Genomic DNA, 25764 nt, shown 5'->3' with positions numbered 1-25764 from the left:
TCGGGGCGATCCGTTTCCTGCGCAATGAGGGTTGCGATTGAGATGTTATCTTGGTACCAAGATTAATCTACTGCATTGGGGAGCGACCATGAAAAACATCACGCGTGTGCAGACCGGGCTGCGCCTTGAAACGCGGCTGCTGAAAACGATGAAGGGGCTGGCCGAATATCTCGATATGTCGGTGGCCGAACTGATCGAGGGCATGGCGCTGCACGCTTTTGAAGGCAAGGCGCCGTTCTCGGATGCAACGCTGCAGAAGATCGCGGCGCTGAAGGCGGTCTATGATCTGGATCTGACCGCTGAGGACAGCCACCGCCTGACGGAGGACCCGGCATGACAGAGGAACGATGTGATTACGCGGTTATGGCGCAGGAAATGGCCGATGGGACGCTGACGCCCGAGGGCTTCACCCATCGCGCGCATCTGGGCGTGGCCTATGAAATCCTGTCGCGCCACGAAGTGTTTGAGGCGATGGCGATCTATGCCGGTGGTTTGCGTGCCCTCACGGCGGCAGCGGGCGTGCCCGAAAAGTTCAACGCAACCGTCACCTTCGCGTTTCTCAGCCTGATCGCCGAGCGGATGGCGCAGGCATCTTGTGACGGCGCTGAGGCGTTTCTGACCCAGAACCCGGACTTGCTGCGCAAGGGCCTGCTGGAGGGGTATTTTTCGCCTGATGCCCTGTCTTCCGCGCTGGCACGGCGCGTGCCTTTGCTGCCGACATCCCGGCGGGCCGGATTGCATTAAGGCAAATTAATTTGACCCTCACGCGCGCGGACGCGACAAAGGCGGTTCACCATGGGGACGCCTGAGGATAGAAGGCAGCAAGAGCAGCTTCCGGAGTTTCTGATCATGTCCGCGCCCAAGCCCGTTGTCCTTTGCATTCTAGATGGCTGGGGCTTGTCCGATGACACCACCGCCAACGCGCCCTATCTGGCCAAAACTCCCACATTTGACACGATCATGGCGCATGGCCCGCAGGCGCAGCTGATCACGCACGGTCCCGATGTCGGGTTGCCGAGCGGCCAGATGGGCAATTCCGAGGTTGGCCATACCAATATCGGTGCAGGGCGCGTGGTGGCGATGGATCTGGGCCAGATCGATCTGGCCATCGAGGACGGGTCGTTTTTTGACAACGCCGCCTTGCAGGATTTCATCGCCAGAACAAAGGCCTCTGGCGGTACCGCCCACCTGATGGGGTTGGTGTCTGATGGTGGTGTGCATGGGCACATCACCCATATCCTTGCCGCCGTGAAGGCCATCACCGATGGTGGTGTTCCTGTCGCCTTGCACGCCATCACCGACGGGCGCGACGTGCCCCCAAAATCTGCCGACGGGTTTGTGGCGGAGTTGCAGGCGCAGCTACCGGACAACGCGCAGGTTGCCACCGTCTGCGGGCGCTACTATGCGATGGATCGCGACAACCGGTGGGAACGGGTCAGCCAAGCTTACGGCGCGATGATCCGGGGCGAGGGGCGCGAGGCCGCCAGTGCAACGGAAGCCGTGGCCGAGGCTTACGCTGCGGGGGAAACCGACGAGTTCATCTTGCCTACGGTCATTGGCGACTATAGCGGTCTGAGTGATGGCGATGGGGTTTTCTGCCTGAATTTCCGCGCTGATCGGGCCCGCGAGATTCTGCGGGCCATTGGTGAGCCGGGTTTTGGTGAATTCGATACCGGTCCGCGCCCGAAACTCGCGGCGCTGCTGGGCATGGTCGAATATTCCGACGGGCATAACCGCTACATGACCACCGCCTATCCCAAGACCCGGATCGTCAACACGCTGGGCGCCTGGGTCGCCAAACAGGGTCTGCGCCAGTTCCGGCTGGCCGAGACCGAGAAATACCCGCATGTGACCTTCTTCCTCAACGGGGGCAAGGAAGAGCCGGAAGTGGGCGAAGACCGTTTCATGCCGAAATCGCCCAAGGTCGCCACCTATGACTTGCAGCCCGAAATGTCGGCGGGAGCGGTCACGGATAATTTCGTCGAAGCGATCGAGGCGGGCTATGACCTGATCGTCACCAATTATGCCAACCCTGACATGGTTGGTCATACCGGCGATCTGGATGCCGCGATCAAGGCCTGTGAGGCGGTGGATCAGGGGTTGAGCCGCGTTGTTGCTGCGCTGGACAAAGCGGGTGGCGCGATGATCGTTACCGCGGATCATGGCAATTGCGAAGTGATGGTCGACCCGGTCACCGGGGGGCCTCATACCGCCCATACGCTGAACCCGGTCCCGGTCGCTCTGGTTGGCGGGCCCGAGGGCGCGCGGCTGCGTGACGGGCGGCTCAGTGATCTTGCACCGACCCTGCTGGCGCTGATGGGCCTGCCCAAGCCCGACGAAATGACCGGCGAGAGCCTGCTGGCATGAGATGGGCCGGACCCATAGCCGGGGTCTGTCTCTGGGCCGGGGCGGTGAGCGCCGAAACTGACCCGTCCGAGGCCGCGCGTATGGCGTCGCAGATGCTGCAACAGGCTTCGGTTGCGCTGGACGAAGCCGATAGCGCGCGCGACCGGGTCAGGGCGCTGACCGTGACGGTGCAGGCTTATGAGGCCGGGCTTGAGGCGATGCGGGACGGGCTGCGCCGGGCCGCCACGCGCGAGGCCGAACTGACCACGCAATTGCAGTCCCGCGAGGCGGAGATCTCGCAACTGATCGGCGTGCTGCAAACCATGGAAAGCGCGCCGCCGCCGGTGCTGTTGCTGCACCCCTCCGGGCCGCTGGGCGTGGCGCGGTCGGGCATGATGCTGGCCGAGGTGACGCCGGGCCTGAACCAGCGCGCGCAGCACTTGTCACAGGATCTGCGCGAGGTCAGTGATCTGCGCGGGGTTCAGGAAAACGCGCTGGCGACCCTGCAGGAGGGGCTGAGCGGCGTGCAGAGCGCGCGCGCGGAGTTGAGCAAGGCGGTCGCGGATCGCACCGACCTGCCGAAACGCTTCACCGAAGATCCGGTGCGCACCGCGATCCTGATCTCGTCCACCGAAACGCTGGATGCTTTCGCAAGCGGCTTGTCGGAGATTGCGGGGGCGGAGATTGCCGCAACCAATGCCTATATCTCGGAACGCAAAGGCAAGGTCGAACTGCCCGCAGCCGGCGTGCTGCTGCACAAGGCGGGCGAGGCGGACGCGGCGGGCATCAAGCGCGAGGGTATGCTGGTGGCCACCCGTCCACGGGCGCTGGTCACCACACCCACGGCGGCAACAATCCGCTATCGCGGGCCGCTGCTGGATCTGGGCAATGTCATTATTCTGGAACCGCAGCCCGATCTTTTGTTTGTGCTGTCGGGGCTTAGTGAAGTGTATGGCGAACCCGGGCAAGTGATCCCGAAAGGGGCACCTGTGGGCCTGATGGGCGGAGCGGCCCCTGAAATCGGCGCGATTTTGTCACTAAGCGGTGATGGCACTGGAACTGGCAGGTCGGAAACGCTCTATATAGAAGTCAGAGAGGGCGGCAGCCCGGTGGACCCGGAAACGTGGTTCCAAACCGAGAAGGATGGATAAACCAGCATGAAGAAATTCGTGATTGCGGCCCTGAGCGGCTCATTGGCGGGGATCATCGCCACTTCACAGATAGCGGGACCCTTGGTCGCGCAGGAGGCCAAGAACAATGCCAGCGTCTATGAACAGCTTGATCTGTTTGGCGACATTTTCGAACGGATTCGCATCCAGTATGTGGAAGAGGTCGAGGCTGGCGAACTGATCGAGGCGGCCATTGACGGCATGTTGACCTCGCTCGATCCGCATTCCAGCTACCTTTCGCCCAACGATGCCGAACAGATGCGGGTGCAGACCCGTGGCGAGTTTGGCGGTCTGGGCATCGAGGTGACGCAGGAGGAAGGCTTCGTCAAAGTGGTCTCGCCCATGGATGACACCCCTGCCGATGAGGCCGGTGTCGAGGCGGGCGATTTCATCACCCATGTGAATGGCGAAAGCCTGCTGGGCCTGACGCTGGACAAGGCGGTGGACCTGATGCGCGGGCCGGTGGGGTCCGAGATCGTGATCACCGTGGTGCGCGAAGGCGAGCAGGAGCCGTTCGATGTCTCGATCATTCGCGATACGATCAAGCTGACTGCCGTGCGTGCACGCACCGAAGGCACCAGCGTGGTGCTGCGGGTGACGACGTTCAACGACCAGACCTTTGCCAACCTCGAAGAGGGCCTGATGGAACAGGTCGAGGAAGCGGGCGGTATGGATAAGATCAACGGTGTTGTTCTGGACCTGCGCAACAATCCCGGCGGTCTTCTGACGCAGGCGATCAAGGTGTCGGATGCTTTCCTGGAAGAGGGCGAGATCGTGTCTACCCGCGGCCGCAACCCCGAGGATGGCGAACGCTTCAATGCCGGAGCTGGCGATCTGGCCGATGGCAAGCCGATTGTGGTGCTGATCAATGGCGGCTCGGCCTCGGCCTCCGAGATCGTGGCCGGTGCGCTGCAGGATCATCGCCGGGCCATCGTGGTGGGCACCAAAAGCTTTGGCAAGGGCTCGGTGCAGACCGTAATGCCGCTGCGGGGCGATGGTGCGATGCGCCTGACCACGGCGCGCTACTACACGCCGTCCGGACGCTCGATCCAGGCGCTGGGCGTGTCACCTGACATCATCGTGGAACAGCCCCGCCGTTCGCCCGCCGAGGAAGAGGAAGAGGAAGAGAACAACCGTCCCTCCCGCTCCGAGGCCGATCTGCGCGGCAGCCTGAACAATGACAGCCTGACCGAAGACGAGATCCGCCAGATCGAAGAGGATCGCGCCAAGGTCGAAGCCACCGCCGCCCTGCGCGAACAGGACTATCAGATGGCCTATGCGATCGACATCCTCAAAGGTCTGTCGGCCTTCGATAACGAATAAGCGCATCACTCTGAAAACAATAAAGCCGCGCCTCTATCGGGCGCGGCTTTTTTCGTGCAGATCACCCTGTCCGAAAACGGCTCATCCGGGCCAAAGGTCAGTTTGCGGGTGGAACTGGGACCAGGCAAACCAGAAGGCCTGATGACTGCCCAGATCGGCCCCATCCGCACCAACCGCCTTTACGCCCCCCGCATCAAGTTGCAGGCGGATGTTCTCATAGGCGATTTCCTTGCCGCGCTTCAATGCAGCGATGGCCTTGCTGCGCTGGAAGGCGACCGGTTGGCCCGACGCGGTCACGACACCGATAATGTCTTCCTGCACCGGCAAGCGTGGATCGACATCGCCTACCGGAAAGATCGGGCCATCAGCGTCGCGGCCATTGCGGAAGTCGAAATCGCGGCCCAGCGCCAGCGCTTCGACAAGCACGGTGGTGTCGGGGTGTTCCCTCTTCCAGGTGCCCCAGTCGGTTGTGATGACCGTGGCCTGTTTCAGCTTCAGCTTCTTCTTTGCAAGCGGTCCGGTGACGGCGTGGCCCAGAAAGGTGTCGAACACGGAGTAGGTATTGACGTCATACATCACCTTGTTGGACCGGATCAGCAGCCCCGATGTGCGCAGCACGGGCCGCTTGATACCAGCAGGCAATTCGTCGGTGAAATAGGCCTGCGCAGCGCCGCACAAGGTGCAATAGGGGATGCCCAGATCGCGCCCGCCCAGCGTGTCGTTGACCATTTCGCGCACTTCCATGATGCGGCGCGGATAGGCGCGGTATTCACCGTTCACCTCAATGCCAAAGACGATATCGTCGTCTTTCAGCCAGGTGGCATCCTGGGCGCTGCTGACCTCGGGGTTGTCCGCTGCGGGGATGCAATTGCAGGCCTCATCGGTGGTGTCATAGGGGCGGTCGTCGATCAGCACACCACCCCAGGACACATGACGCCAGTCGATGGTCCCCTCGAAAAATATCTTGTCCCAACCGGGCAGTATGGTTGTGAAGATGGCGCGTTTGGTTTTCAGGTAGTCGGGCGGGGCGGGGATGTCCCAGGCGATCAGATGGTCGGTGATGGCCCCCCAATTGTTGCGCCGCGGTATCTTGGTGTCCAACAGGGATGAGGCCGCTTCGGTCAGTGTGGCGTTCAGATTGGGTTCCGAGACGAAGCGCATCATATCGCTGATGATCCAGACGATCCGCGGGTCCTTTGATGCGACGATCTCTTCCATCGCCAAGGTCTGATCGCGCCCCCAGGCTTCCTGCGCGATGCTGTCGACAAACGCCGTTTTCACGGCTTTCTGCAATGTATCCGAGAACGGGCCGCTGGGGATCGCGGGCGGTTCGCCGAACTGTTCAATGGCATAGTCTGGTAAGGCGTTGGCTTGCTGTGCGCTCAGGGACTGGGACCAGAACAGGGCTGCCACGACCCATGATGCAACAAGAAAAAACCGGGATCGAGAGCCAATTGCCGATGCCATAGGGGACCCTTTCAAGAGACTGTTTCATCATCAGACCTGCGCCTCGGCTAAAGGGCCCACAGCGGTATGACCCGCTGCAAGCGCCTCGTTCAGCGCACAGCGCGCAGTATGGGGAAGTATCTGGGGCAAAGCCTCATGCGGCCAATCACGTTCACATCAAAACTCTGTGGAGAACGGGGCGGTGTTTCGTGACCAAATCAGCGTCTGGCGGAGGCGCGCCAGATATGGAACGCCGGGGACGTCAGATCAGTCCTAAGGGCCCGTCAGCGTCCCCATTCGATGCTTTGCATCTCATGCAGGCGCGAGGCGGTGCGTTCGAACTCGAACGTGCCTTCGCCCTCGACATAGAGCATGTCCGGCTCTGCTGCGGCTGAACAGATCAGCTTCACCTTCGCCTCATAAAGCGCATCAATCAGCGTGACGAAGCGTTTGGCCTCGTTGAAGTTGTTGCGCGACAGGCGGGGGATATCCTCCAGCACCAGAACCTTCACGGCCGCGGCCACCGCCAGATAATCGCCCGGCCCCAGCATATGACCGCAGAGGTCATAGAAAGTCGCCCGCGCCACCCCGTTGCGGAAGGCGGGCAATGTGACCTCGCGGCCTTTGACATGCAGGATCAGCGGCTCGGCAGGCCCGCCCGCCAGATCGCCCCAGACCGCGCGGATTTCCTGGCGCGCTTCGGGGCCGATCGGGGTGAAATAGACCTGCGAGGCCTCAAGCCGGTTCTGGCGATAGTCGGTCGGGCTGACCATCTCCCAGACCTCCATCCGGTCCTTGATCAGATCGATGAAGGGCAGGAACAACTGGCGGTTCAGCCCGTCCTTGTAGAGGTCGTCGGGGATGCGGTTCGAGGTGGTGACAACCACCACGCCAGCATCGAACAATGCCTGAAACAGCCGACCCACGATCATCGCGTCGGTGATGTCGGTGATCTGCATCTCGTCAAAGGCCAGAAGTTTGGCCGTGGCGATCACCCGCTCGACCACGGGCGCCAGAGAATCTTCCACGCCGTCCTTGCGGGCCTGATGCATCTGGGCGTGGATTTCCTGCATGAAGGCATGAAAATGCACCCTGCGGACCGGGATATCACCCAGGGTATCTACGAACATGTCCATAAGCATGGATTTGCCGCGCCCGACCCCGCCCCAAAGATACAGCCCTTTTGGTGGCGGCGGTGCCTTGCGGAAGAGACCGCGTTTGATGGGGGCGGTGAGCGCGGCGCGGATGCGTTCAAACTCCGGCAGGACCGCCTCCTGCGCCGCATCGGGTGTCAGGGTGCCATCGGCGACGCGTTCAGCATAAAGGGCGATCAGGTCCGTCATGGCGCAGCCATAGCGCAGGGCGGGCGGGGTTGGAAAGCACGTCCATATCAATTTCCATGATCGTTGCCCGCAAAACTCCTGATTTGACCGTCGCGCATATCTCCGTAAGGTCGGCCCGACCTGCCTTGAGGTGCCAGATGAGACATGATGCCCGCCTGATAACGCCTGTGCTGATCGTGAGCTGCATCATCATCACGGTGAGCTTTGCGGTGCGTGCCTCGTTCGGGGTGTTCCAGATTCCGGTCTCTGACGAATTCGGCTGGATGCGGTCCGAGTTTTCGCTGGCCATCGCCATCCAGAACCTTGCCTGGGGGATTGGGCAGCCGATCTTTGGCGCGATTTCCGAGAAGCTGGGGGACCGACGGGCCATTATCCTGGGCGCGCTTATCTATGCGTTGGGGATGGTGCTGTCGGCGGCCTCGACCACGCCGCTGGGGCATCAGTTGAACGCCTGGCTGGTGGGGTTCGGGATCGCCGGGACCGGCTTTGGGGTTGTGCTGGCGGTGGTCGGAAGGGCCTCGTCTGACGAAAATCGTTCGATGTCGCTGGCCGTTGTCACCGCTGCGGGCAGCGTCGGGCAGGTGATCGGCGCGCCTGCTGCGGAATGGATGCTGGGGTTCATCAGCTGGCAGATGGTGTTTGTGATCTTTGCCCTCGCGATCCTGTCGCTGGTGCTGACATTGCCGATGATGAAAGCCCCCGCACCGGCCAGCAAGCAGGAGGTCGAAGAGAGCCTGAGCGCCATCCTCAAAAAGGCGTTTCGCGATCCGTCTTATACGATGATCTTTCTGGGCTTTTTCAGCTGCGGTTATCAGCTGGCCTTCATCACTGCGCATTTCCCGGCTTTCGTGGCCGAGATGTGCGGCCCGATCGAGGTGGGCGGCATCTTGCATGGCCTGGGCATAACCACAACCTCGGCGCTGGGCGCGGTGGCGCTGTCACTGGTGGGGTTGGCCAATATAGCCGGAACCCTGACGGCGGGCTGGGCCGGCAAGCATTTCACCAAGAAATACCTGCTGGCGGGGATCTATACGGCGCGCACGATCATTGCGGCCGTCTTCATCCTGCTGCCGATCACGCCCACGTCGGTCATCATCTTCTCGGTGCTGATGGGTTCGCTCTGGCTGGCGACGGTGCCTTTGACCTCGGGGCTGGTCGCGCATCTCTATGGGCTGCGTTACATGGGCACGCTCTATGGGTTCATCTTCCTCAGCCACCAGATCGGCGGCTTCCTGGGCGTCTGGCTGGGCGGTCGGATGTATGACATCTATGGCGACTACACCGCTGTCTGGTGGGTGGGCGTTGCCGTGGGGGCTTTCAGCGCCGTGGTGCATCTGCCAATCCGCGAGACCCGTGCCGCCAGCCCGCAGGCCGCCTGATCAGTTCAGACCTTCGCGCAGCCGCTCGCGCATGATGTCCAGCACCTGTTGGGTGTGGGTATAGGTCAGACCGTGCCCTGCACCCTCGACCATTTCTTCGCGGGCCATGCGGCTCCAGCTGGTGAGCCTGCCCATGGCCGAGATCGGGATGATCTTGTCCTTCTGCCCCCAGATCGCCAGGACGGGCAGTCCGGCTTGATGGATCTCGCGATGTTCGATCTCAAGCTCTCGGCTGAGCAGGCCGCGCAGGCTGGACAGAACCGCCGCGATGAAGCCCTTGTAATTCAACTCTCGCTGCTGCAGGTCGGCCATGCCGGGAACCGAGCAGGGCAGCGCCCGTTCGGCATCGGTTTCCTTGCGGTGCTTGTAAGGGAACAGCAACATCATCAGCCAGTCGCCCAGCACCGCCTTGTCGCGGATGAAGCGGGTCACGCGATCAAGCGTAATCATCACGCCAGCCGGGGCGATCAGAACCAGATGGCGGACCTTTTGTGCGTGCTTGGCGGCGTAACAGGTGGCGATGGAGCCGCCCATGGAATAGCCGATGAGCGTGATTTCATCGCCCACCTCTTCGACCTCAAGTACCTCTTCGAGCTGTTTGAGGAAAAACTCCGCGTCCTGTTTGCCCTCGGGCCGGTCCGAGTAGCCCCGCCCATAAAGGTCATAGGTCAGCACGCGGTAGCCCATCGCGCCCAGCCCTTCGGTCACGCCGTCCCACACGAAAGAGGGGGTGGTCAGCCCGTGCACGCAGACCGCGACCGGCCCGCGCAAGGAACCGCCCCATTTCACATGGGTCACGCCCTGTGACAATTGCAGGAAATGACCCGGCGCGTCACGTCTGGCGTCGTCATCCATGACCTTGCGCCGCGCCTCGGTGTAGTAGGGCAATGCCACGATTGCAGCCAGCAGGATCAGGACAAGAACAAGGATCATCGGCTCTCCTGCCATTTTTCCAGAATGTAGCGGCTGGTCATCAGATCCAGATGCGCGCCGCCGCCATTCTTGAACAGCGTGGGTCTGGAGGGATCGCGGGCAAAGGCGCTCAGATCATAGTAATCGGCCAGCAGGTCGTCGCGGGTGATGGCGCCGGTTTCAAGCGGTGTCTTGATCTCGCCGATATGGCCGATGGTGGTGTCGAAACTGTCCACATAGACCCGGCTCATGCGCAGCGCTTCATCATCGGCCTCGCGCATATCCGCGCGATAGGCGCCGATCAGGTTGATATGCTGGCCGGGGCGCAGCCAAGCGCCCTTGATGATCGGGTCCGAGGACATGGTGGCCGAGACCACGATATCTGCCGCGTTCACCGCATCGGGCAGCGAGGTTGCGACATCGGCATTTCCCACCGTCTTTGCCAGGTCTTCGGCCTTGGCGGTAGTGCGGTTCCAGATCGACAGGCGGGCCTGCGGGAAGCCCGCCGAGAATGCTTCGCAGAGCGATTGGCCCACAGTGCCCGCGCCAACGATCAGAATGCGTTTGCTGTCGGGATCAGCCAGGTGCAGGGCGGCCAGCAGGCTGTCGCTGGCGGTCTTCCATTTTGTAACCAGATGGAAATCGATCAGCGCCGACAGGATACCGTCACGATCGGCAAACAGGTTCACCGAGCCATGGATCATCGGCTGGCCGTGATCGGGATTGGCGGGAAAGACGGTCGCGGTTTTCACCGCCATGCCCAGCCCGTCGATCCAGGCCGCGCGTGACAGCAGCGTGTCCTGCCCGCGATAGAGGAAGGTATCGCCGATCTCGGCCTTGGGCAGCTTGTGCCCGTCCGACAGCGCCTGCGTCAGCTCGACCCAGTCCAGCAGTGCCTCGCCTTCGTCGAACGGGATGATGGGGATGCTCATGCGGCCTGATCCGGCGTCACCAGGCCATCAGCGACCAGCCGTTCGGCCCAGCCTTGTGGTCCGTTGAAATGGTGCGTTTGCCAGCCGCGGGCCTGCGCGGCGGCGATGTTCTTGGGCATGTCGTCGGTGAACAGGAGCGCCTGCGGGTCGACGCCGCAATCGGCCTCGACCTGCGCATAGATATCCTCGCGCGGTTTGACGGTGTTCATGTGACCCGAGATGTAGCGGCGGTCGAACTCGCTGAGGAACGGATAGACCTGTTCGGCCTGCTCAAAGGTCTGGATGCCGAAATTGGTCAGCGCAAAAACTGGCACGCCATTGGCCCGCAAGGCGCGCAGCAGGCGCACGGATTGGGGGATTTCGGGTGCGGCAATCTCGATCCATTTGTCATGCCACAGGCGGATCTCGTCGGCCCATTCGGGGTGCTTGTCGACCCATTCATAGACCGTATCGGTGAAATGCCCGCCCAGATCCACCAGTTCGTTCATCCCGTGCAGATCAATCTCGGCGAACATGGCGCGGCGGCGCTCCTCGCCGATCACGCTGTCATAATAGCGTTCGGGCTGCCATTCGATCAGCACATTTCCGATGTCATAAATGACGGCCTGTGGTTTCACTGCGCACGCTCCTTCTGCCGAGAGTGCCCGCTAGCGTGTCGCCGCCCGGACCTCCCGCTCCAACACGTCCAGAAAACGGGAGCGGTCGGCTTTTGTAAAGGCTTTGCCGCCGCCCTGCATCCCCAACGGATTTGCGGCGCGCAGATCGGCCATCAGATCGCGCATCGCGAGTTGCTGGCCGATATTGGCGGCGGTGAAGGCCTCGCCATTGGGCCGCAGGCAGCGCGCACCGGCCTCGACGCATTTTGCGGCCAGCGGGATATCAGAGGTGATCACGATGTCGCCCGGGCCGCAGCGCTCGGCGATCCACTTGTCGGCCTCATCCGCGCCCTGATCGACCACCACGGTCTGCACCAGCGGGTTCTGTGACGGGCGCAACCCGCCATTCGAAACCAGTACCATCGCCAGCTTGTGACGGGTGGCCACCCGTTCCGCCTCAGCCTTGACCGGGCAGGCATCGCCGTCGATGTAAAGCGTCACGACCAGAGATGTTCCGCGTGGAAGGTCACGTGATCCTCCATGAAGGAGGAGACGAAGAAATAGCTGTGATCATAGCCCGGTTGCAGCCGGTTGACCGCCTGCTGGCGGCGCGCGGCCATGGCCTCGGCCAGTGCCTCGGGGCGCAGCAGCTTGATGAACTGGTCGCTGGTGCCGGTATCGATCAGGATCGGTCCGTCAAACCCGGTCTCGCGCATCATCAGGGTCGAATCATGGCGCGCCCAGCTGCTTTCGTCATCGCCCAGATAGGCGCTGAGTTGCTTGCGGCCCCACTCCGACCCGGTCGGGTTTGTAATCGGCGCAAAGGCCGAGACCGAGCGGAAGCGACCCGGCAGATTCATCGCCAGCGTCAGAGCACCATGCCCGCCCATGGAATGCCCGGTGATCCCCTGCCGCTCGTCATCGATGGCGAAATTGCCAGCCAGCAGCGCGGGCAGTTCCTCGGCCACGTAGTCCCACATGTTGAAATGCGGTGCCCAGGGTTTCTGGGTGGCATTCACATAGAACCCCGCGCCCTGTCCCAGATCGTAATCGTCATGATCGGCCACATCTTCGCCACGTGGCGAGGTGTCGGGGAAGACCAGCGCGATGCCCTGTTCGGCGGCCCAGCCTTGTGCACCGGCTTTGGTCATGGCGTTTTCATGGGTGCAGGTCAGGCCAGAGAGATACCATAGCACCGGAACCGGGCCATCCTTGGCCTCGGCGGGCAGGAACAGGCCAAAGGTCATATCGCATTTGCACGCCTGCGAGGCATGCTTGTAGACGCCCTGAACGCCCCCGAAACAGGTGTTTTCCGATAGAATTTCCATGTGTTCTGTCCTCTGGCCGAACCGGTCAGGGCTATCGCTAGCCGGGCGGGCGGGGTCTGTAAAGGGCGCGGGACCTCAGAAAGCGGAGGTCAGCGCAATCAGAGTGGGCACTGTCAGAATGCTGAGGCAGGTCGAGACGAAGATCGCCGCCGAGGCCCGGTGCGGCGCGACCCCATAGTGTGAGGCCAGAATGAACACGTTGCCCGCCACCGGCAACGCCGCCGCCGCGATCACGACCGAGGCCGAAAACGCATCCAACGGCAGCAGGACCAGCACCGCAAGCGCCACAAAAGCCGGATGCAGGATCAGCTTGCAGAAGCTGAGCCAACCCGCCACCGCCAGCCGCTCTGCCGATTTCGACGCCAGCGAGGCGCCGATGGCAAACAGCGCGCCGGGTGTGGCGGCCCCGCCGAGGATGGTCAGGAATGATTCCATCGGTTGGTAGATCGGCAAGCGCAGCGCCGACCAGATCAAACCGATGCTGATCGAGACGATCATCGGGTTCTTCAGCAGCCCGATCCCGATCAGGCGCAGCATCTGCATCACGGGCACACGTTCGCGCCCTCCATTGATCAGGATCACGATCAGCGACGAGAACACGATCAGGTCGACCGACAGGACCAGCATCACCGGCCCGATCGCCGCCTCGCCGAACAGCACCGCCAGCATCGGCAGGCCCAGAAAGCCCACATTGCCGATTGCCGCGCATTGCGCCTCGATAGCGGTGGTGGGCACGTCCTGACGCCGCAGGAAGCCCACGATCGTCGCCACCCCATAAACCGCCGCTGTGCCGCAGAGATAAGCGATGATCAGTCGCCCGTTGAAGATCTCGTTAAAGGGCAGCGTCGCGGAAAACCGGAACAGCATGGCCGGAAGGGCGAAGAAAAAGACGAACTTGGTCAGATAGGCGGTCGCCTCTTCGGTGAAGAAACGCGTACGCCCGGCCCAGTATCCCAGGCCGATGATCGCAAAGAAGGGCAGGGTTCTGAGAAAGATCTCGACCATGGGGCGATAGGTAACATCCCGCGATCAAAGCTCAACCTGATAATTCACATGTTAGCCGCTTCCGATCAGGATACCGGCCGCCAGCACCAAAGACCCGCCCAGCACCACCTGAAACGCGGCGCGGAAGAACGGGGTCTGCATATAGCGGTTCTGAATCCAGGCAATCGCCCAAAGCTCGCAGAATACAATCAGGAAGGCGATGGTGGTTGCAGTCCAGAACTCGGGGATCAGATAGGGCAGGGCATGGCCCAGCCCGCCCACCGTGGTCATCACGCCCGAGGCCAGCCCGCGCTTCACCGGCGAGCCGCGCCCCGACAACTCGCCATCATCCGAGGCGGCTTCGGTAAAGCCCATCGAGATGCCCGCCCCGACAGAGGCTGCGAGCCCGACAAGAAATGTGGTCCAGGTATCCTGCGTGGCGAAGGCGGTCGCGAAGATCGGCGCAAGGGTCGAGACCGAGCCGTCCATCAGCCCGGCCAGCCCCGGCTGCACCCAGGTCAGGATGAATTGCCGGTGCGAATTGGCCTCCTCCGAGCTGCGCGCGTCATGATCCAGAAACGTGTCCGCCAGATGTGAGGCGGTTTCCTGATGACCAGCCTCCTCCACAGCGAGATCGCCCAGCAGCTTGCGTGTGGCGGCGTCGCTGGTGCGCGCTGCAGCGGTCAGATAGAACCGCTCGGCATCGCGCTCCATGCCCTCGGCCTCTTCGCGGATGCGCTCAATGCCGAGGTTTTCGACCAGCCAGACCGGGCGGCGTGTGTAGTACCCCGCTACATGTTCGCGCCGGATCAGCGGAATAGTCGGACCGAACCGGTCCTCATGCAGCGCGATCAGGCGCCCGCGATGGGTGTCTTCTTCGGCGGCCATACCGTCGAACATTTTGGCCGAGGCGGGATAATCCGCCCTCAATCGCTCGGCGTAGCTGCGGTAAATGCGGGCGTCATCCTCTTCCGAGGAGATCGCAAGCGCCAGTACCTCCTGCTCGGTCAGGTCTCGGAAGTGTTTGCGCTGAGAGAGAAATTTCATGTTCGGCCTGATGAATTAGAATCATTCTAACATATAGTATCGTGACGTTACCGAAAGTTCATCCAGAAAGTCGTTGAAACTGAACTGATCGGTTTTATTCTTTGGGGGCCATTCGAACAGGAGACTTTATGACCGATACCGCGACCATTCTGCGCACCGGACGCAAATTCGACCAGGTGTTAAAAGGTGCCTGCGAGGTCTTCATGGCGGACGGATTCGAAGGGGCCAGCGTCGATGATATCGCCCGGGCGGCGAATGTCTCCAAGGCGACGCTCTACAGCTATTTCCCAGACAAGCGCCTGCTGTTTCGCGAGGTGGTGCAGACCGAATGCTGCCGCATGTCCGAGCAGATCCTGTCAATGGTCGACGAAACCCAGCCCGCGCGTGAAGTTCTGACGGTGACAGCGCAGCAATTGGTGGCTTTCCTGATCTCGGATTTCGCACAGCAGATTTTCCGCATCTGTGTGGCCGAGCGTGACCGGTTTCCCGAGTTGGGTCGCGCCTTCTACGAGTCCGGCCCCGAAAACGGTCGCCAGCAACTGGTCGATTATCTGGAGAAAGCCATTGCAAAGGGCGAGTTGCAGATCGACGACGTGACGCTGGCTGCCGAGCAGTTCTCGGAATTGTGCAAAGCCAAGCTCTGGATGGAGGCGGCCTTTGGCATCCGCGACCGTTTCGAGCAGTCAGAGATCGACGAAGTGGCCAAAGAGGCCGTCGAGATGTTCATGGCGCGCTATGGGGTCTAGGCGGCTTTCGGGCGCACGTTGAACCCGCCTGAGACCTGCTTCAGTTCGAATTCTCCGGACTTTTGCAACAAGGTGCTGAGTTTGCTGCACCCGTAGCTGCGTAGGTCGAATTCATCACTTTCTGATCGAATGAGGTTGCCAAGGTGTCCGAGGTGATACCACCCGCCTTTTTGCGGCATCTTCTTCGTTGCTTTTTTGATGATCGGGGCCGCTTTGCTTGGCGGAAGATTGGAAACACTCGCCTGCTTTGCGCCATTCTTGTCTGAAGCAGCCCCGACCGCGCCTTTGATCACCACAGACCGGTTACAGGCCCGTCGCAGCGAGGTGGGCATTTTTTCCTCGCCAATGCCGATAGCGGCCAATCCCTGTTCCCGGATACGATTGGCAAGCGCCGTGAAGTCGCCATCAGAGCTGACCAGGACGAAACCGTCAAATCGCCCCGTATGCAAAAGGTCCATCGCATCGATGACAAGACCGATATCGCTTGCATTCTTACCCGTTGTGTTTGCGGTCTCCTGCCGCGCAACCATGCCCAGATCGGCAACCGCCTGTTTCCAGTTGCCCAGGTGACTGCCGCTCCAATCGCCATAGACCCGCTTGAGCGCGGGATATCCGAAAGTGTGCGCCTCTTTCAGGATCTGAGCGGCGAATTTGGATGAAATGTTCTCGGCATCGATCAGGACCGCAAGTATCGGCTGTTCGATTCGGGACATGCATTACCTCATGAGTGTCATTATGGGACAATCCTGCACGAGGTTCATGGCAACAAATAGACCGGGTGAGGGTTTCACCCGGTCAGACAATCAGTCACCCTTGGTTGCGTTTCAGTACACCACAACGCTGCGGATGCTCTTGCCCGCATGCATCAGGTCGAAGCCCTTGTTGATGTCTTCCAGACCCATGGTATGGGTGATCATCGGGTCGATCTCGATCTTGCCGTCCATGTACCAGTCCACGATCTGGGGCACGTCGGTGCGCCCGCGTGCGCCTCCGAATGCGGTGCCGCGCCAGCTTCGCCCGGTGACAAGCTGGAAGGGGCGCGTGCTGATCTCGGCCCCGGCGGGCGCGACGCCGATGATGATCGACTCGCCCCAGCCCTTGTGGGCCGCTTCGAGCGCGGTGCGCATCACGCCGACATTGCCGGTGGCGTCAAATGTGTAATCGGCGCCGCCCTTGGTCAGGTCGACCAGATAGGGCACCAGATCGCCCTCGACCTCGGTCGGGTTGACGAAATCGGTCATGCCGAATTTCTCGGCCATCGGGATCTTGTCGGGATTCAGATCCACGCCGACGATCTGATCGGCCCCGGCCAGGCGCAACCCCTGAATGACGTTCAGCCCGATGCCGCCCAGACCAAAGACAATCGCGCGGCTGCCGATTTCGACCTTGGCGGTGTTGATCACCGCACCGATGCCGGTTGTCACGCCGCAGCCAATATAGCAGATCTTGTCGAACGGCGCGTCCGCGCGCACCTTGGCCAGCGCAATCTCGGGCAGGACTGTGTGGTTGGAAAAGGTTGAGCAGCCCATATAATGCAGGATCGGATCGCCATCGAGCGTCGAAAACCGCGATGTACCATCGGGCATCAGCCCCTGACCTTGCGTGCTGCGGATCGCCTGGCACAGGTTGGTTTTCGGATTCAGGCAATACTCACATTCGCGGCATTCCGGGGTATAGAGCGGGATGACGTGATCGCCCGGCTTCAGGCTGGTCACCCCGGCACCGACCTCAAGCACGACGCCAGCGCCCTCATGGCCGAGAATGGCCGGAAACAGCCCTTCGGGATCTGCGCCGGACAGGGTGAATTCATCGGTGTGGCAGATGCCGGTAGCCTTGATTTCAACCAGAACCTCTCCGGCCTTTGGGCCTTCCAGATTCACATCCATGATTTCAAGCGGTTTTCCGGCCTCTATGGCCACGGCGGCACGGGTGCGCATCACATCTCTCCCTCTGTGTTTTTCCTGACCCTGCGTCAAAGCGGGTGGGTTTTCAACACTCGTTTCACCGATGCCTATACAGGCCGACGCGGTGGTTGTGGCCTCACTTAGCTTTTGCAATACCCCCCGATTTGACTTAGCCTCTCGCGCAAAGCCCGGGCAGTAAGGGCGCTTTGGTCACAAGAAGAAACACGGGCGATGAACAGGCAAACCTTAGATCTCACGCTTTCGTCTTTCACGTTTGACGGGCGGCACCCCTCGCACTACCGCGACCGGGTTGGTGTGATCGAAGAGCGTGATCCCAATTACGACAACCGGTATGATTTCCATACGCTGATCTATGACTGCTTTTTCGACCGCGATGCGGGCGAGGTGGTCCTGATCTGTCCGTCATTGTTGAATTTTCGCCAGCTGATCGAACAGGCCCGGTTTTTGATTGACGGAACCGAGGTGCAGATCAAAGCCATTGATGCGCTGTCGCGCGGCAATGTGATCCGGTTCCAGTCGCCCGCAGACGCCCCTGCAGAACTGGCTTTCGAGCATGAGCTGTTCTCGGGAGCGGTGGCGGTGAACGCGCTGCATACGGATGTGTTCGCGGGTAAGAACGCGGTTTATGCGATCTCCAAGGACAACAAGCTGGACTGGATTCAGGACTGGCTGGCTTATTACGTCAAGGAACATGGCGCGAATGCGGTCGCGATCTATGACAATCATTCCACCGACTACTCCATGGACGCGCTGAAAGAGACGCTTGCCTCGGTTGACGGGATCGAGGCGTCAGCGGTGGTGCGTGCCTGGTTCCCCTTTGGCCCCGGCGGGGCGGGCAACACAAATTTCAATTCTAAATTCCTGCATATGACCATGGTCGAGCTGGGCCGGCGGCGCCTGTTGTCCCAGGCCCGCGCGGTGCTGAACGTGGATATTGACGAACTGGTCTATTCCCGGTCGGGCGCGTCGATCTTCGATGCCACCGTGGCCTCGGAGCAGGGCTATGTGCGCATCGACGGGCGCTGGGCCTTTGCCGACCCGCCCGAGGATGGCGCGCTGATCCGGCATGCCGATCACCAGTTCATCCGCAGCGACGGCAAGCCCAAGGTGAACCGCAAATACTGCGTCGCTCCGCAAGGGCCACTTAGGGGCCGCCCGTGGCTGACCCACCGGATCATCTCGCGCCGCGATCCGACCGATCCGGATTTCGGGTTCTGGCACTTCCGCAGGATCACCAACAATTGGGACTACAACCGCGAAGATTTCGACACCAACCTGCTTGAGGTCTCACCGCGCCTGAGCGAGACGATGAGCCGTGTCTACGGCACCACGCCCAAGACCCCGGCCAGGCCGAAGCCAGAGGCCGGAGAGGCTGCCCAGCGCAGGGCCGAAACACCGCTTATTATCACCGCAATGAAAAATGAAGGCCCCTATATTTTGGAATGGGTGGCCTATCACCGGGCGATCGGGTTCGAACAGTTTCTTGTCTATACAAACGACTGCTCCGACGGCACCGACCTGATCCTCGACCGCATGGCCGAGCTGGGCCTGCTAACCCACGAACGCAACAATGTTCTGCGCCGTGGTCCGCAGAAAAGCGCGTTGAAATATGCCTTTGACCACCCGGCAACGAAGCGGGCCAACTGGATTCTGGTCTCGGATGTGGATGAATTCCTCAACATCAAGATCGGCGAAGGCAGGTTGGATGATCTGTTGAACGCCGTCCCCGAGGCGGATGTGATCCCGGTCACCTGGCGATTGTTTTCGAACAACGCGCGGGTCGAGTTTTCCGACAATCTGGTGATCGAGGATTACACGGATGCCGAATTGCCGGTTGAAAATGGCGGGCAGGAGCGGCGCTTTGTCAAATCCCTGTTTCGTCCACGCCGCGAGATCACCCGTTTCGGCACCCACGGACCGGTGCATGAGCCCGAGGATTTCGCCAAGATCCGCTGGATCGCCCCCGATGGCGGCACTGTCGACCCCAAGACCTGCACACGCCCCCGGGCGCGTTTCGCGTATCCGGTGGCGCAGATCAACCACTATGCCACCCGGTCAGTCGACAGCTATCTGGTCAAGCGTGACCGGGGCCGGGTGAACCATTTCCGCGATGTGATGGGCATGGAGTACTGGACCAAGATGAACCGGGGCGGTCAGAAAGATACCAGCATCACCCGCTGGATCGATCCGACGCTGTCCGAGATGGCGCGGATCGCCCGGGACAACAAGTTGGCTGAATTGCTTGCGGCATCAACCGAATGGCACAAGCAGCGGATCGCAGACCTGCGCGCGCAGCCCGAATACGAGGTGCTGCGATCTGAAATCCTCGGCGCTGGCACGCCGGCCGTCGCAGAGTGAGCGCCGCACAATTTGAACCCTTCACATGAGGAGCCGGAGATGGAAACTGGCCTGTCCAAGAACCCGATTGACCACCTGCACCACAGGGCCGCCGCCCGGTCCGCAGAGTTCATCGAAGAGCAGGGCGCGACCTCGCTGATCTTTCCCAGAAAACAACGGCTCTGGCCCTGGTTGGCGACACAGATACCCGATACAGGCCTGATGATGGAATGCGGTGTCTGGAAAGGCCGTTCGATCAATGCGATGGCCCGGTTTCATTCCAACCGGACGCTTTACGGCTTTGACAGTTTTGAAGGTCTGTCGGAAAGCTGGGTCGGGGTCGATCTTGGGGCCGGGGCCTTTGATCTGAAGGGGCAACTGCCCGAAGTGGAAAGCAACGTGGTGCTGACCAAGGGTTGGGTCGAGGACACGCTGCCGCCCTTCTTCGAAAAAGAGCAGGGCGAGATCGCGTATCTGCACGTCGACACCGACACGTATTCCCCTGCCAGGACAATCCTCGGCCTTGCCAAGTCGCGGTTCAAGAAAGGTACGATCGTCCTCTTTGACGAGTTGATCGGTTACCCGTTCTGGGAGGCTGGCGAATACAAGGCGCTGAATGAGGAACTGGATCGCGACCAGTATGAGTACATCGCCTTTTCGCAGATGCAGGCGGCCATCCGTATTGTTGGTTAAGGCGCCGGGCCGGATTGCGATCCGGCTCTAAAGCTCTCGCTCGTCTTTCTTGACCGTGAAGAAGAACGGGTCGTTCGGATTTGCGTCAACCACCTCCTGCGGGACGGCTTGCGGGCCTTGCAGAAAGACATTGGCGCCAAACTTTGCATGCATGCGCGACAGTTTCTCCATCCGCGCGCTGGTGAGTTCCTCGAAGAAAGCTGAATAGGTCGGCGTCTGCTTCAGGGCGTCGATCTTGTTGCGATGTGCCTGAAGCGTTGCGGTATGGGCCGCTGCGATATCGGGGTCCTGCATCAAGGCGTCAAATTCGGCCTGAAGCTGCGGCAACATCCGCTGAATGGAGATGTCCGTGTCGGCGTTATTGTTCATCCGAAACCAGTAGTTGAGCCCCTGGTCGCGGTCGACATGGTTCACGCGGCCCCGGTCGCGCTTGACCAGAAAGCTCTCGGCGGATCGCACCGCGTAGTGGTTGAGCTGGACCAGATCATAGCCATAGCTGTCCATCGTCGAGCGCCAGGCATTGCGGTACATTTTCTTGGGCAGGGGCTTGCCCGATCCGTTGACCCAGCGGATCTGTTCCCAAAGCTGCGGCTTCAGCCCTTTGGGGCGGTGTACACCCAGCTTCTTGAAGAGGCCGGAATTACGGTAGAGCGTCTTGAACCCCCAGGCCTGATGCGGCTTGCGGGCAAGCTCGGGCGCACAGGTGATGAACTGGCTGGTGACAAAATCGGGCGTGAAATCATGCTGGTCGCCGTTTCCGAACAGCCGCCAAGTCATAGCGATCAGGTTGACGTCGCCAAGCGCCTCAAACAGCGCGTCCAGCGTGCCGTCACCGCATTTGATGTTGATGAACTCGTCCACATCCATGCAGACGACCCATTCCGCCTGCGCAATCACCGGCTCGCTGTCCGCTGCGGCAAGCGCCGCGTGCTGCGGTTTCATCGTCGTGCTGCGATAGGGGTTGTCGCGATGCTGGAGGATGCCCTTTTCCTGAAGGAGGTCCAGCAACGTGTCGGTGCCGTCGGTGCAATCGTTGGAATAGACCAGAAAATCATCGATCCCGATGGCGCGGTGATAGGCGATCCATTCCAGAACGAACGGACCCTCGTTCTTCATCGTGGTGACGATGGCTCTTCGTCCGTTGGTTTCGATATCCGGCTTCAGAGCCGGGGGCAGGGCTGGTTTGGTCTTGAAATGCCGTTCCAGCATCTCGATCAGCGGAGGGTGCACGATCAGGCTGGATTTTGGCACGATGCGCGATATCGCGCCGGTCCGGTGCCGCAGCGCCATGCATCGATAGAACGACTGCATCTGATCGGGATCGGGTGCGGCCCCGCCGATGCGGATGGCGCGCCACATGCTGTCCCCGGCCAGGGTTCCCGGGGCCACGCACCAGCGCCGCCGCGCGCGTGGTGCATCGAACTGCACGCAGGCATGGTCGCCGAACTGCGGATTGTCCCCATCGCGGATGCGCCAAGGATAACAATGCCGCCCGATCATCGTGACATAACCCGTCGGGCTGGCTGCCGCGCGGTCAAACACGCTTGGCCCCGGCGCGTCACTGAGCAGATCATGCACATCGAAATTCGCCACTGCCCGCGCAGCGCCGAGATACCGCGCGCGCGCCCATTCATAGAGGATCACCTCGGCAAATGGCGCGTGCCAGGGATCGGGGGGTGGGACCTCCATCCGGTCCTTCCCGGGCGCTTCGGGCACACTATAGGGGTGGGTTTCCGCAGGCACCCCGTCGCGCCCCATCGGATGATCGGCTGAAACCACCAGCACTGCGCAGTCCAAACCACCTGCTGACAGCCCGACCTCCAGATCGCGGGAAAATACCGGGTCTGTCCCGGCTGCGTCGCGGTCGAGGATCACCGCGCCGTTCAGCCCATGGGTCTGGTGGTGGCAGCGCAGCCAATCTAGAACAAGGCTGGCCGGCTCGCCATTGCGCAGGGCCAGCGCCACGTTGCGCCCGGCGAACCGCCTGGGCTCAGGGGGCGCGGGGTGTATCGTGACCGGGCACCCATCAAAGAGCATTTCCAGCGCTCCGGTCCACCTCACCGAGACCATGGGCGAGCCGCCCAATGTGCGTTGCCCGACGATCTCGGCGCCTGGCCCCGCGGCAATCGCGTCGAGTGGCGTGTCGTGGGTCAAAAACAGGTCCGCCTGACCGGGCCCGGTAAGCACGGCGTCCAGTAATGTGACCACGCCGTTTTGAACCTTTCGCAGGCTGCAGAGCGACAAGGCGCCGGATGATGTTGGCTCGGTCATGGAATGCGCTGCCCGCGATGCGTTTGCCGTTTGCCGGGTCTGAGGGCCCGTTGTCTCAAATGTTCTAAAGGTCCGGGCCATCGCTGCCAACGCCTTTCGCTTGCACAAGCGGCTCGGGCATTGAACGCCTCGCCCAGATCATCCCGTTGGGGTGCCCGAGTTACCCCGCGCTCCGTTCGTTCGATCTATCGACGGTTATCGGTGGTGGCTTGGTGGATATCCACCTGTCGGATCGGATTGCTGATGCCGCCGGGGCAGCGCAAACAACACGGCTCGCGTCGGGAATGGGCGCTTCTGCAGCGTGCCGCATTACCTCAGTTGGTAGTGATTTCAACGCGTCAGGCTTGATTTGATGTGAAAATACGGCAAGGCTGATCTTATGAACATGCAGCCTCCAAGCCGGTTTCCCGCCGGACAGGCCCAGACGCAGGTCGCGTTCGACCGGCGCGAGCTTAGCCTCATTCTTTCGGTATATGGACGCATGGTCGCCGCCGGAGAATGGCGGGATTACGGTATCTCAAACCTTCGCGACGTCGCCGTGTTTTCAATTTTCAGGCGCACGGCAGAACATCCCATCTACCGGGTCGAGAAACAGCCTAGGCTGCGCAACCGGCAGGGGATGTATTCGGTGGTCGGGATGGATGGGCAGATCCTCAAACGCGGGCAGGATCTGAAAGCGGTGCTCAGAGTGCTTGAGCGCAAGCTGATCCGCGCGATTGACCTCGATTGAACTTTCTCTGATCAGAGCCGCTTATGGGCAGTGACCGGCCCGTCGCCTTGCGCCTGAATGCGCTCGATGGCGGCCTGTATCGGCTCATACGCCACCGCCATGTGGGCTGCATTTGCATGTAAAATGGTCTGAGGGTCCGCGACCCAGGCGACATGTCCTTTCCAGAACAGCAGGTCGCCGCGCTTGGGTGGGGTTCCATCGGGCAGTGTCTTCCCCAGATCTGCCTGTTGCAGGTCACTGTCGCCGGGGCAAGTCGTGCCGCAGGCCAGCAGCGCGGCCTGCACCAGACCGGAACAGTCAATGCCGCACCGGCTGTTGCCCCCCCAAAGATAAGGCGTGCCCAGAAAGCCCGCCGCCACTGCCACCGGGTGAGTCATGCAGGTGTCGATTTCGGACAGATGCACCTTCGGCACAAAGCCCAGCGGTGTTTCGGCAAAGCCGGTCGCGCTGCCCGTGACCGTTACAAGGCTGCCAAAACTGAGCGTGGCAAGATCAGGGGACTTCATGTCGGCGGCATCATAGGCATGGGTCGCGGGGGCAGAGACCCAGTGCGTGGCCGGTTGCAGCACGCTAAGTGAAGTGCCGGGCAGGTAGCCGACATAGCCGTCCTTGTCGGCCTGAACAAACGCCCAGCCATCGCGCTCTTCAAAAACGCGCAGCGTCTCGCCATAGAGAAGCTGCCGATCCCGCTTGCCCTCGGGCGAGCGCAGCAGATCGACGACCGGCAGGTTGATCTGCCTTGCGGAGCCTTCGACCCGGCGCACCCCCTCGGGCACATCGCGCAGATGGGCGGCGGCAACCCGGGCGTTCATCGGTGTCAGGCGCGGATCGCTCATAGGTCCAGCAAGGAGGGCAGGCTTTCCAGCAAGGCGCGCGGGCCCTGTGCCGCGCCGCCCTTGGGTCGGGCCGGGGCTTTTGCCGGTTGCCAGCCGTAAATGTCGAAATGGATGTAGCGCGATGCAGTCACGAAGCGGCGCAGGAACAGGGCGGCGGTGATCGAGCCGGCAAACCCGCCGCCCGGCGCATTGTCGAGATCGGCCATGTCGGGTTCGATCATGCTTTCATACGGGGTATGGAACGGCAGCCGCCAGACCGGGTCGGCCACGCGCGCCGCCGCCTTGCTAAGCTTGCGGGCCGCATCCTCGTCATCGGTGTAGAACGGGGCCAGATCCGGGCCCACCGCCACCCGCGCCGCGCCCGTGAGCGTGGCCATCGAGATGATCAGGTCGGGTGCGTCCTCATCCGCCAGCGCCAGTGCGTCCGCCAGCACCAGCCGCCCCTCGGCATCGGTGTTATTGACCTCAACCGTCAGCCCCTTGCGCGAGGTCAGGATGTCACCGGGGCGAAACGCATTGCCCGCCACCGCATTTTCGACCGCCGGGATCAGAACCCGCAATTGTACCGGCAGATCCAGCGCCATGATCATCCGCGCCAGCCCCAGGACATTTGCCGCGCCGCCCATATCCTTTTTCATCAGCGCCATGGCCGAGGCCGGTTTCAGGTCGAGCCCACCAGTGTCAAAGCACACGCCTTTCCCAACCAGTGTCAGGCGCGGGCCGGCGTCGCCCCAATTGAGCTCGATCAGGCGCGGAGCCTGTTCGGCGGCGCGCCCGACCGCATGGATCATAGGCAGGTTCTGCACCAGTAGATCATCGCCCGAAATCGTAGCTGCGCGTGCCCCGAATTCCTCGGCCAGTGCGATTGCCGCTGCCTGCAATTGGTCTGGCCCCATATCGGCGGCGGGGGTGTTGATCAAATCTCGCGCCAGCGCTTCGGCATTGGCCAGCGCCTCGATGCGGGCGCGATCGACCCCGTCGGGCACCGCCAGACGCGCGGTGTTGGCTGATTTCTTCTTGTAGCGGTCAAAGACATAGCCGGTCATCAGCCAGCCAAAGCATTCCGCCGCAAGCGTGTCACCGGTCATCTCGGTCTCAAGCCGGTATGTCCCTGCGGGCAGTTTCTCGGCAGCAGCGGCCAAACAGAAGCGCTTACGCGCGCGGCTCTCGGGCGTGCCATAGCCGAGCAGGGCACAGCAAGGCGCACCACCGGAGGCGGGGATCAGCAAAGCCTGCCCGATCCTGCCTGTGAACCCGTTGGCCGCGACCCAGTCGCGGGTCGGTCCGTCCTGTTCGGCCAACCAGCCCTCCAGCGCGGATTGGTCGAGCACATGCGCGGGCAAGGCGGTTTCGGTCGGATCGGCGAAGGCGAGTGTCATGATGTCTGCTCGGTGATTGACTTTGGCTCAGACTACTCGCCC

24 protein-coding genes are annotated in these 25764 nt (G+C 61.7%); 10 read left to right on the top strand and 14 right to left on the bottom strand.

What is annotated here, in order from left to right; genetic code table 11:
• Positions 1 to 88: 88 nt before the first annotated feature.
• From AB1E34_RS03595 to AB1E34_RS03575, 5 genes are all read left to right on the top strand, one after another.
• Positions 89 to 337 carry a hypothetical protein gene (locus AB1E34_RS03595; RefSeq protein ID WP_372570969.1) on the top strand — a complete coding sequence of 83 codons (249 nt, stop codon included), beginning with the start codon at positions 89 to 91 and terminating at the stop codon, positions 335 to 337.
• The gene (locus AB1E34_RS03590; RefSeq protein ID WP_372570968.1) at positions 334 to 744 is read left to right on the top strand and encodes a hypothetical protein; all 411 of its coding nucleotides are present in this window, start codon (positions 334 to 336) and stop codon (positions 742 to 744) included. The genes AB1E34_RS03595 and AB1E34_RS03590 overlap by 4 nt, the downstream gene beginning before the upstream one ends.
• A 105-nt stretch (positions 745 to 849) precedes the next feature.
• Positions 850 to 2367: a 2,3-bisphosphoglycerate-independent phosphoglycerate mutase gene (gpmI, locus tag AB1E34_RS03585; protein ID WP_372570967.1), complete on the top strand. Its 1518-nt coding sequence runs from the start codon at positions 850 to 852 to the stop codon at positions 2365 to 2367.
• The gene (locus AB1E34_RS03580) at positions 2364 to 3497 is read left to right on the top strand and encodes a murein hydrolase activator EnvC family protein (RefSeq protein WP_372570966.1); all 1134 of its coding nucleotides are present in this window, start codon (positions 2364 to 2366) and stop codon (positions 3495 to 3497) included. The genes gpmI and AB1E34_RS03580 overlap by 4 nt, the downstream gene beginning before the upstream one ends.
• A 6-nt stretch (positions 3498 to 3503) precedes the next feature.
• On the top strand, positions 3504 to 4838 hold the full coding sequence (locus tag AB1E34_RS03575) for a S41 family peptidase (RefSeq protein ID WP_372570965.1): 1335 nt from the start codon (positions 3504 to 3506) through the stop codon (positions 4836 to 4838).
• An 81-nt stretch (positions 4839 to 4919) separates the two neighbouring features.
• Here AB1E34_RS03575 and AB1E34_RS03570 read toward each other — a convergent pair whose 3' ends face one another.
• The gene (locus AB1E34_RS03570) at positions 4920 to 6251 is read right to left on the bottom strand and encodes a DUF3179 domain-containing (seleno)protein (protein WP_372570964.1); all 1332 of its coding nucleotides are present in this window, start codon (positions 6249 to 6251) and stop codon (positions 4920 to 4922) included.
• Between the two features lie 317 nt (positions 6252 to 6568).
• Complete coding sequence (gene zapE / locus AB1E34_RS03565; RefSeq protein WP_372570963.1) at positions 6569 to 7627, bottom strand: cell division protein ZapE; 1059 nt, start codon at positions 7625 to 7627, stop codon at positions 6569 to 6571.
• Positions 7628 to 7764: 137 nt separating this feature from the next.
• Here zapE and AB1E34_RS03560 point away from each other — a divergent pair, with 137 nt between their 5' ends.
• Positions 7765 to 9006: an MFS transporter gene (locus tag AB1E34_RS03560; protein ID WP_372570962.1), complete on the top strand. Its 1242-nt coding sequence runs from the start codon at positions 7765 to 7767 to the stop codon at positions 9004 to 9006.
• Here the strand turns inward: AB1E34_RS03560 and AB1E34_RS03555 are convergent, their stop codons facing one another.
• The 7 genes from AB1E34_RS03555 to mbfA form a co-directional block, all read right to left on the bottom strand.
• Positions 9007 to 9939, bottom strand: coding sequence for an alpha/beta hydrolase (locus AB1E34_RS03555; RefSeq protein ID WP_372570961.1), 933 nt, complete (start codon positions 9937 to 9939; stop codon positions 9007 to 9009).
• Positions 9936 to 10850, bottom strand: a complete 915-nt coding sequence (locus AB1E34_RS03550) for an ornithine cyclodeaminase family protein (protein ID WP_372570960.1) — start codon at positions 10848 to 10850, stop codon at positions 9936 to 9938. Before AB1E34_RS03550 ends, AB1E34_RS03555 begins: the two co-directional genes overlap by 4 nt.
• Positions 10847 to 11467 (bottom strand): HAD-IA family hydrolase, encoded by a 621-nt coding sequence (locus AB1E34_RS03545; RefSeq protein WP_372570959.1) that lies wholly within the window; start codon positions 11465 to 11467, stop codon positions 10847 to 10849. Before AB1E34_RS03545 ends, AB1E34_RS03550 begins: the two co-directional genes overlap by 4 nt.
• A gap of 30 nt (positions 11468 to 11497) precedes the next feature.
• Entirely contained in the window at positions 11498 to 11947 is a 450-nt protein-coding gene (locus AB1E34_RS03540; protein WP_372570958.1) for a YaiI/YqxD family protein, read from the bottom strand.
• The gene (fghA, locus tag AB1E34_RS03535; RefSeq protein ID WP_372570957.1) at positions 11944 to 12774 is read right to left on the bottom strand and encodes an S-formylglutathione hydrolase; all 831 of its coding nucleotides are present in this window, start codon (positions 12772 to 12774) and stop codon (positions 11944 to 11946) included. Before fghA ends, AB1E34_RS03540 begins: the two co-directional genes overlap by 4 nt.
• A gap of 75 nt (positions 12775 to 12849) precedes the next feature.
• Positions 12850 to 13779 (bottom strand): AEC family transporter, encoded by a 930-nt coding sequence (locus AB1E34_RS03530; protein WP_372570956.1) that lies wholly within the window; start codon positions 13777 to 13779, stop codon positions 12850 to 12852.
• 51 nt (positions 13780 to 13830) lie between these two features.
• Complete coding sequence (gene mbfA, locus AB1E34_RS03525; RefSeq protein WP_372570955.1) at positions 13831 to 14805, bottom strand: iron exporter MbfA; 975 nt, start codon at positions 14803 to 14805, stop codon at positions 13831 to 13833.
• A gap of 128 nt (positions 14806 to 14933) precedes the next feature.
• On the opposite strand from mbfA, the gene AB1E34_RS03520 reads away from it, so the two are divergent.
• The gene (locus AB1E34_RS03520; protein WP_372570954.1) at positions 14934 to 15551 is read left to right on the top strand and encodes a TetR/AcrR family transcriptional regulator; all 618 of its coding nucleotides are present in this window, start codon (positions 14934 to 14936) and stop codon (positions 15549 to 15551) included.
• Here AB1E34_RS03520 and AB1E34_RS03515 read toward each other — a convergent pair.
• Both AB1E34_RS03515 and AB1E34_RS03510 read right to left on the bottom strand, forming a co-directional pair.
• Positions 15548 to 16264 (bottom strand): NYN domain-containing protein, encoded by a 717-nt coding sequence (locus tag AB1E34_RS03515; protein ID WP_372570953.1) that lies wholly within the window; start codon positions 16262 to 16264, stop codon positions 15548 to 15550. The genes AB1E34_RS03520 and AB1E34_RS03515 overlap by 4 nt on opposite strands.
• 111 nt (positions 16265 to 16375) lie before the next feature.
• Positions 16376 to 17488, bottom strand: a complete 1113-nt coding sequence (locus AB1E34_RS03510) for an S-(hydroxymethyl)glutathione dehydrogenase/class III alcohol dehydrogenase (RefSeq protein ID WP_372570952.1) — start codon at positions 17486 to 17488, stop codon at positions 16376 to 16378.
• Positions 17489 to 17686: 198 nt separating this feature from the next.
• Between AB1E34_RS03510 and AB1E34_RS03505 the strand changes: the two genes are divergently transcribed.
• Both AB1E34_RS03505 and AB1E34_RS03500 read left to right on the top strand, forming a co-directional pair.
• Positions 17687 to 19834 (top strand): glycosyltransferase family 2 protein, encoded by a 2148-nt coding sequence (locus tag AB1E34_RS03505; protein ID WP_372570951.1) that lies wholly within the window; start codon positions 17687 to 17689, stop codon positions 19832 to 19834.
• 39 nt (positions 19835 to 19873) lie between these two features.
• The gene (locus AB1E34_RS03500) at positions 19874 to 20506 is read left to right on the top strand and encodes a class I SAM-dependent methyltransferase (protein ID WP_372570950.1); all 633 of its coding nucleotides are present in this window, start codon (positions 19874 to 19876) and stop codon (positions 20504 to 20506) included.
• 27 nt (positions 20507 to 20533) lie between these two features.
• On the opposite strand, the gene AB1E34_RS03495 is transcribed toward AB1E34_RS03500, so the two are convergent.
• On the bottom strand, positions 20534 to 22777 hold the full coding sequence (locus AB1E34_RS03495) for a glycosyltransferase family 2 protein (RefSeq protein ID WP_372570949.1): 2244 nt from the start codon (positions 22775 to 22777) through the stop codon (positions 20534 to 20536).
• Positions 22778 to 23156: 379 nt separating this feature from the next.
• On the opposite strand from AB1E34_RS03495, the gene AB1E34_RS03490 reads away from it, so the two are divergent.
• The gene (locus tag AB1E34_RS03490) at positions 23157 to 23507 is read left to right on the top strand and encodes a DUF2794 domain-containing protein (RefSeq protein ID WP_372570948.1); all 351 of its coding nucleotides are present in this window, start codon (positions 23157 to 23159) and stop codon (positions 23505 to 23507) included.
• Positions 23508 to 23518: 11 nt separating this feature from the next.
• Here the strand turns inward: AB1E34_RS03490 and AB1E34_RS03485 are convergent, their stop codons facing one another.
• Both AB1E34_RS03485 and AB1E34_RS03480 read right to left on the bottom strand, forming a co-directional pair.
• On the bottom strand, positions 23519 to 24343 hold the full coding sequence (locus tag AB1E34_RS03485) for a C40 family peptidase (RefSeq protein WP_372570947.1): 825 nt from the start codon (positions 24341 to 24343) through the stop codon (positions 23519 to 23521).
• Positions 24340 to 25722 (bottom strand): leucyl aminopeptidase family protein, encoded by a 1383-nt coding sequence (locus tag AB1E34_RS03480; RefSeq protein WP_372570946.1) that lies wholly within the window; start codon positions 25720 to 25722, stop codon positions 24340 to 24342. The genes AB1E34_RS03485 and AB1E34_RS03480 overlap by 4 nt, the downstream gene beginning before the upstream one ends.
• Positions 25723 to 25764 lie beyond the last annotated feature (42 nt).

Origin of the sequence: Ruegeria jejuensis (assembly GCF_041537905.1) — a bacterium.
Taxonomy (GTDB): Bacteria; Pseudomonadota; Alphaproteobacteria; order Rhodobacterales; family Rhodobacteraceae; genus Ruegeria_C.
The sequence above is the reverse complement of the archived record's forward strand: the minus strand, read 5'-3'. Positions and strand labels throughout refer to the sequence as shown.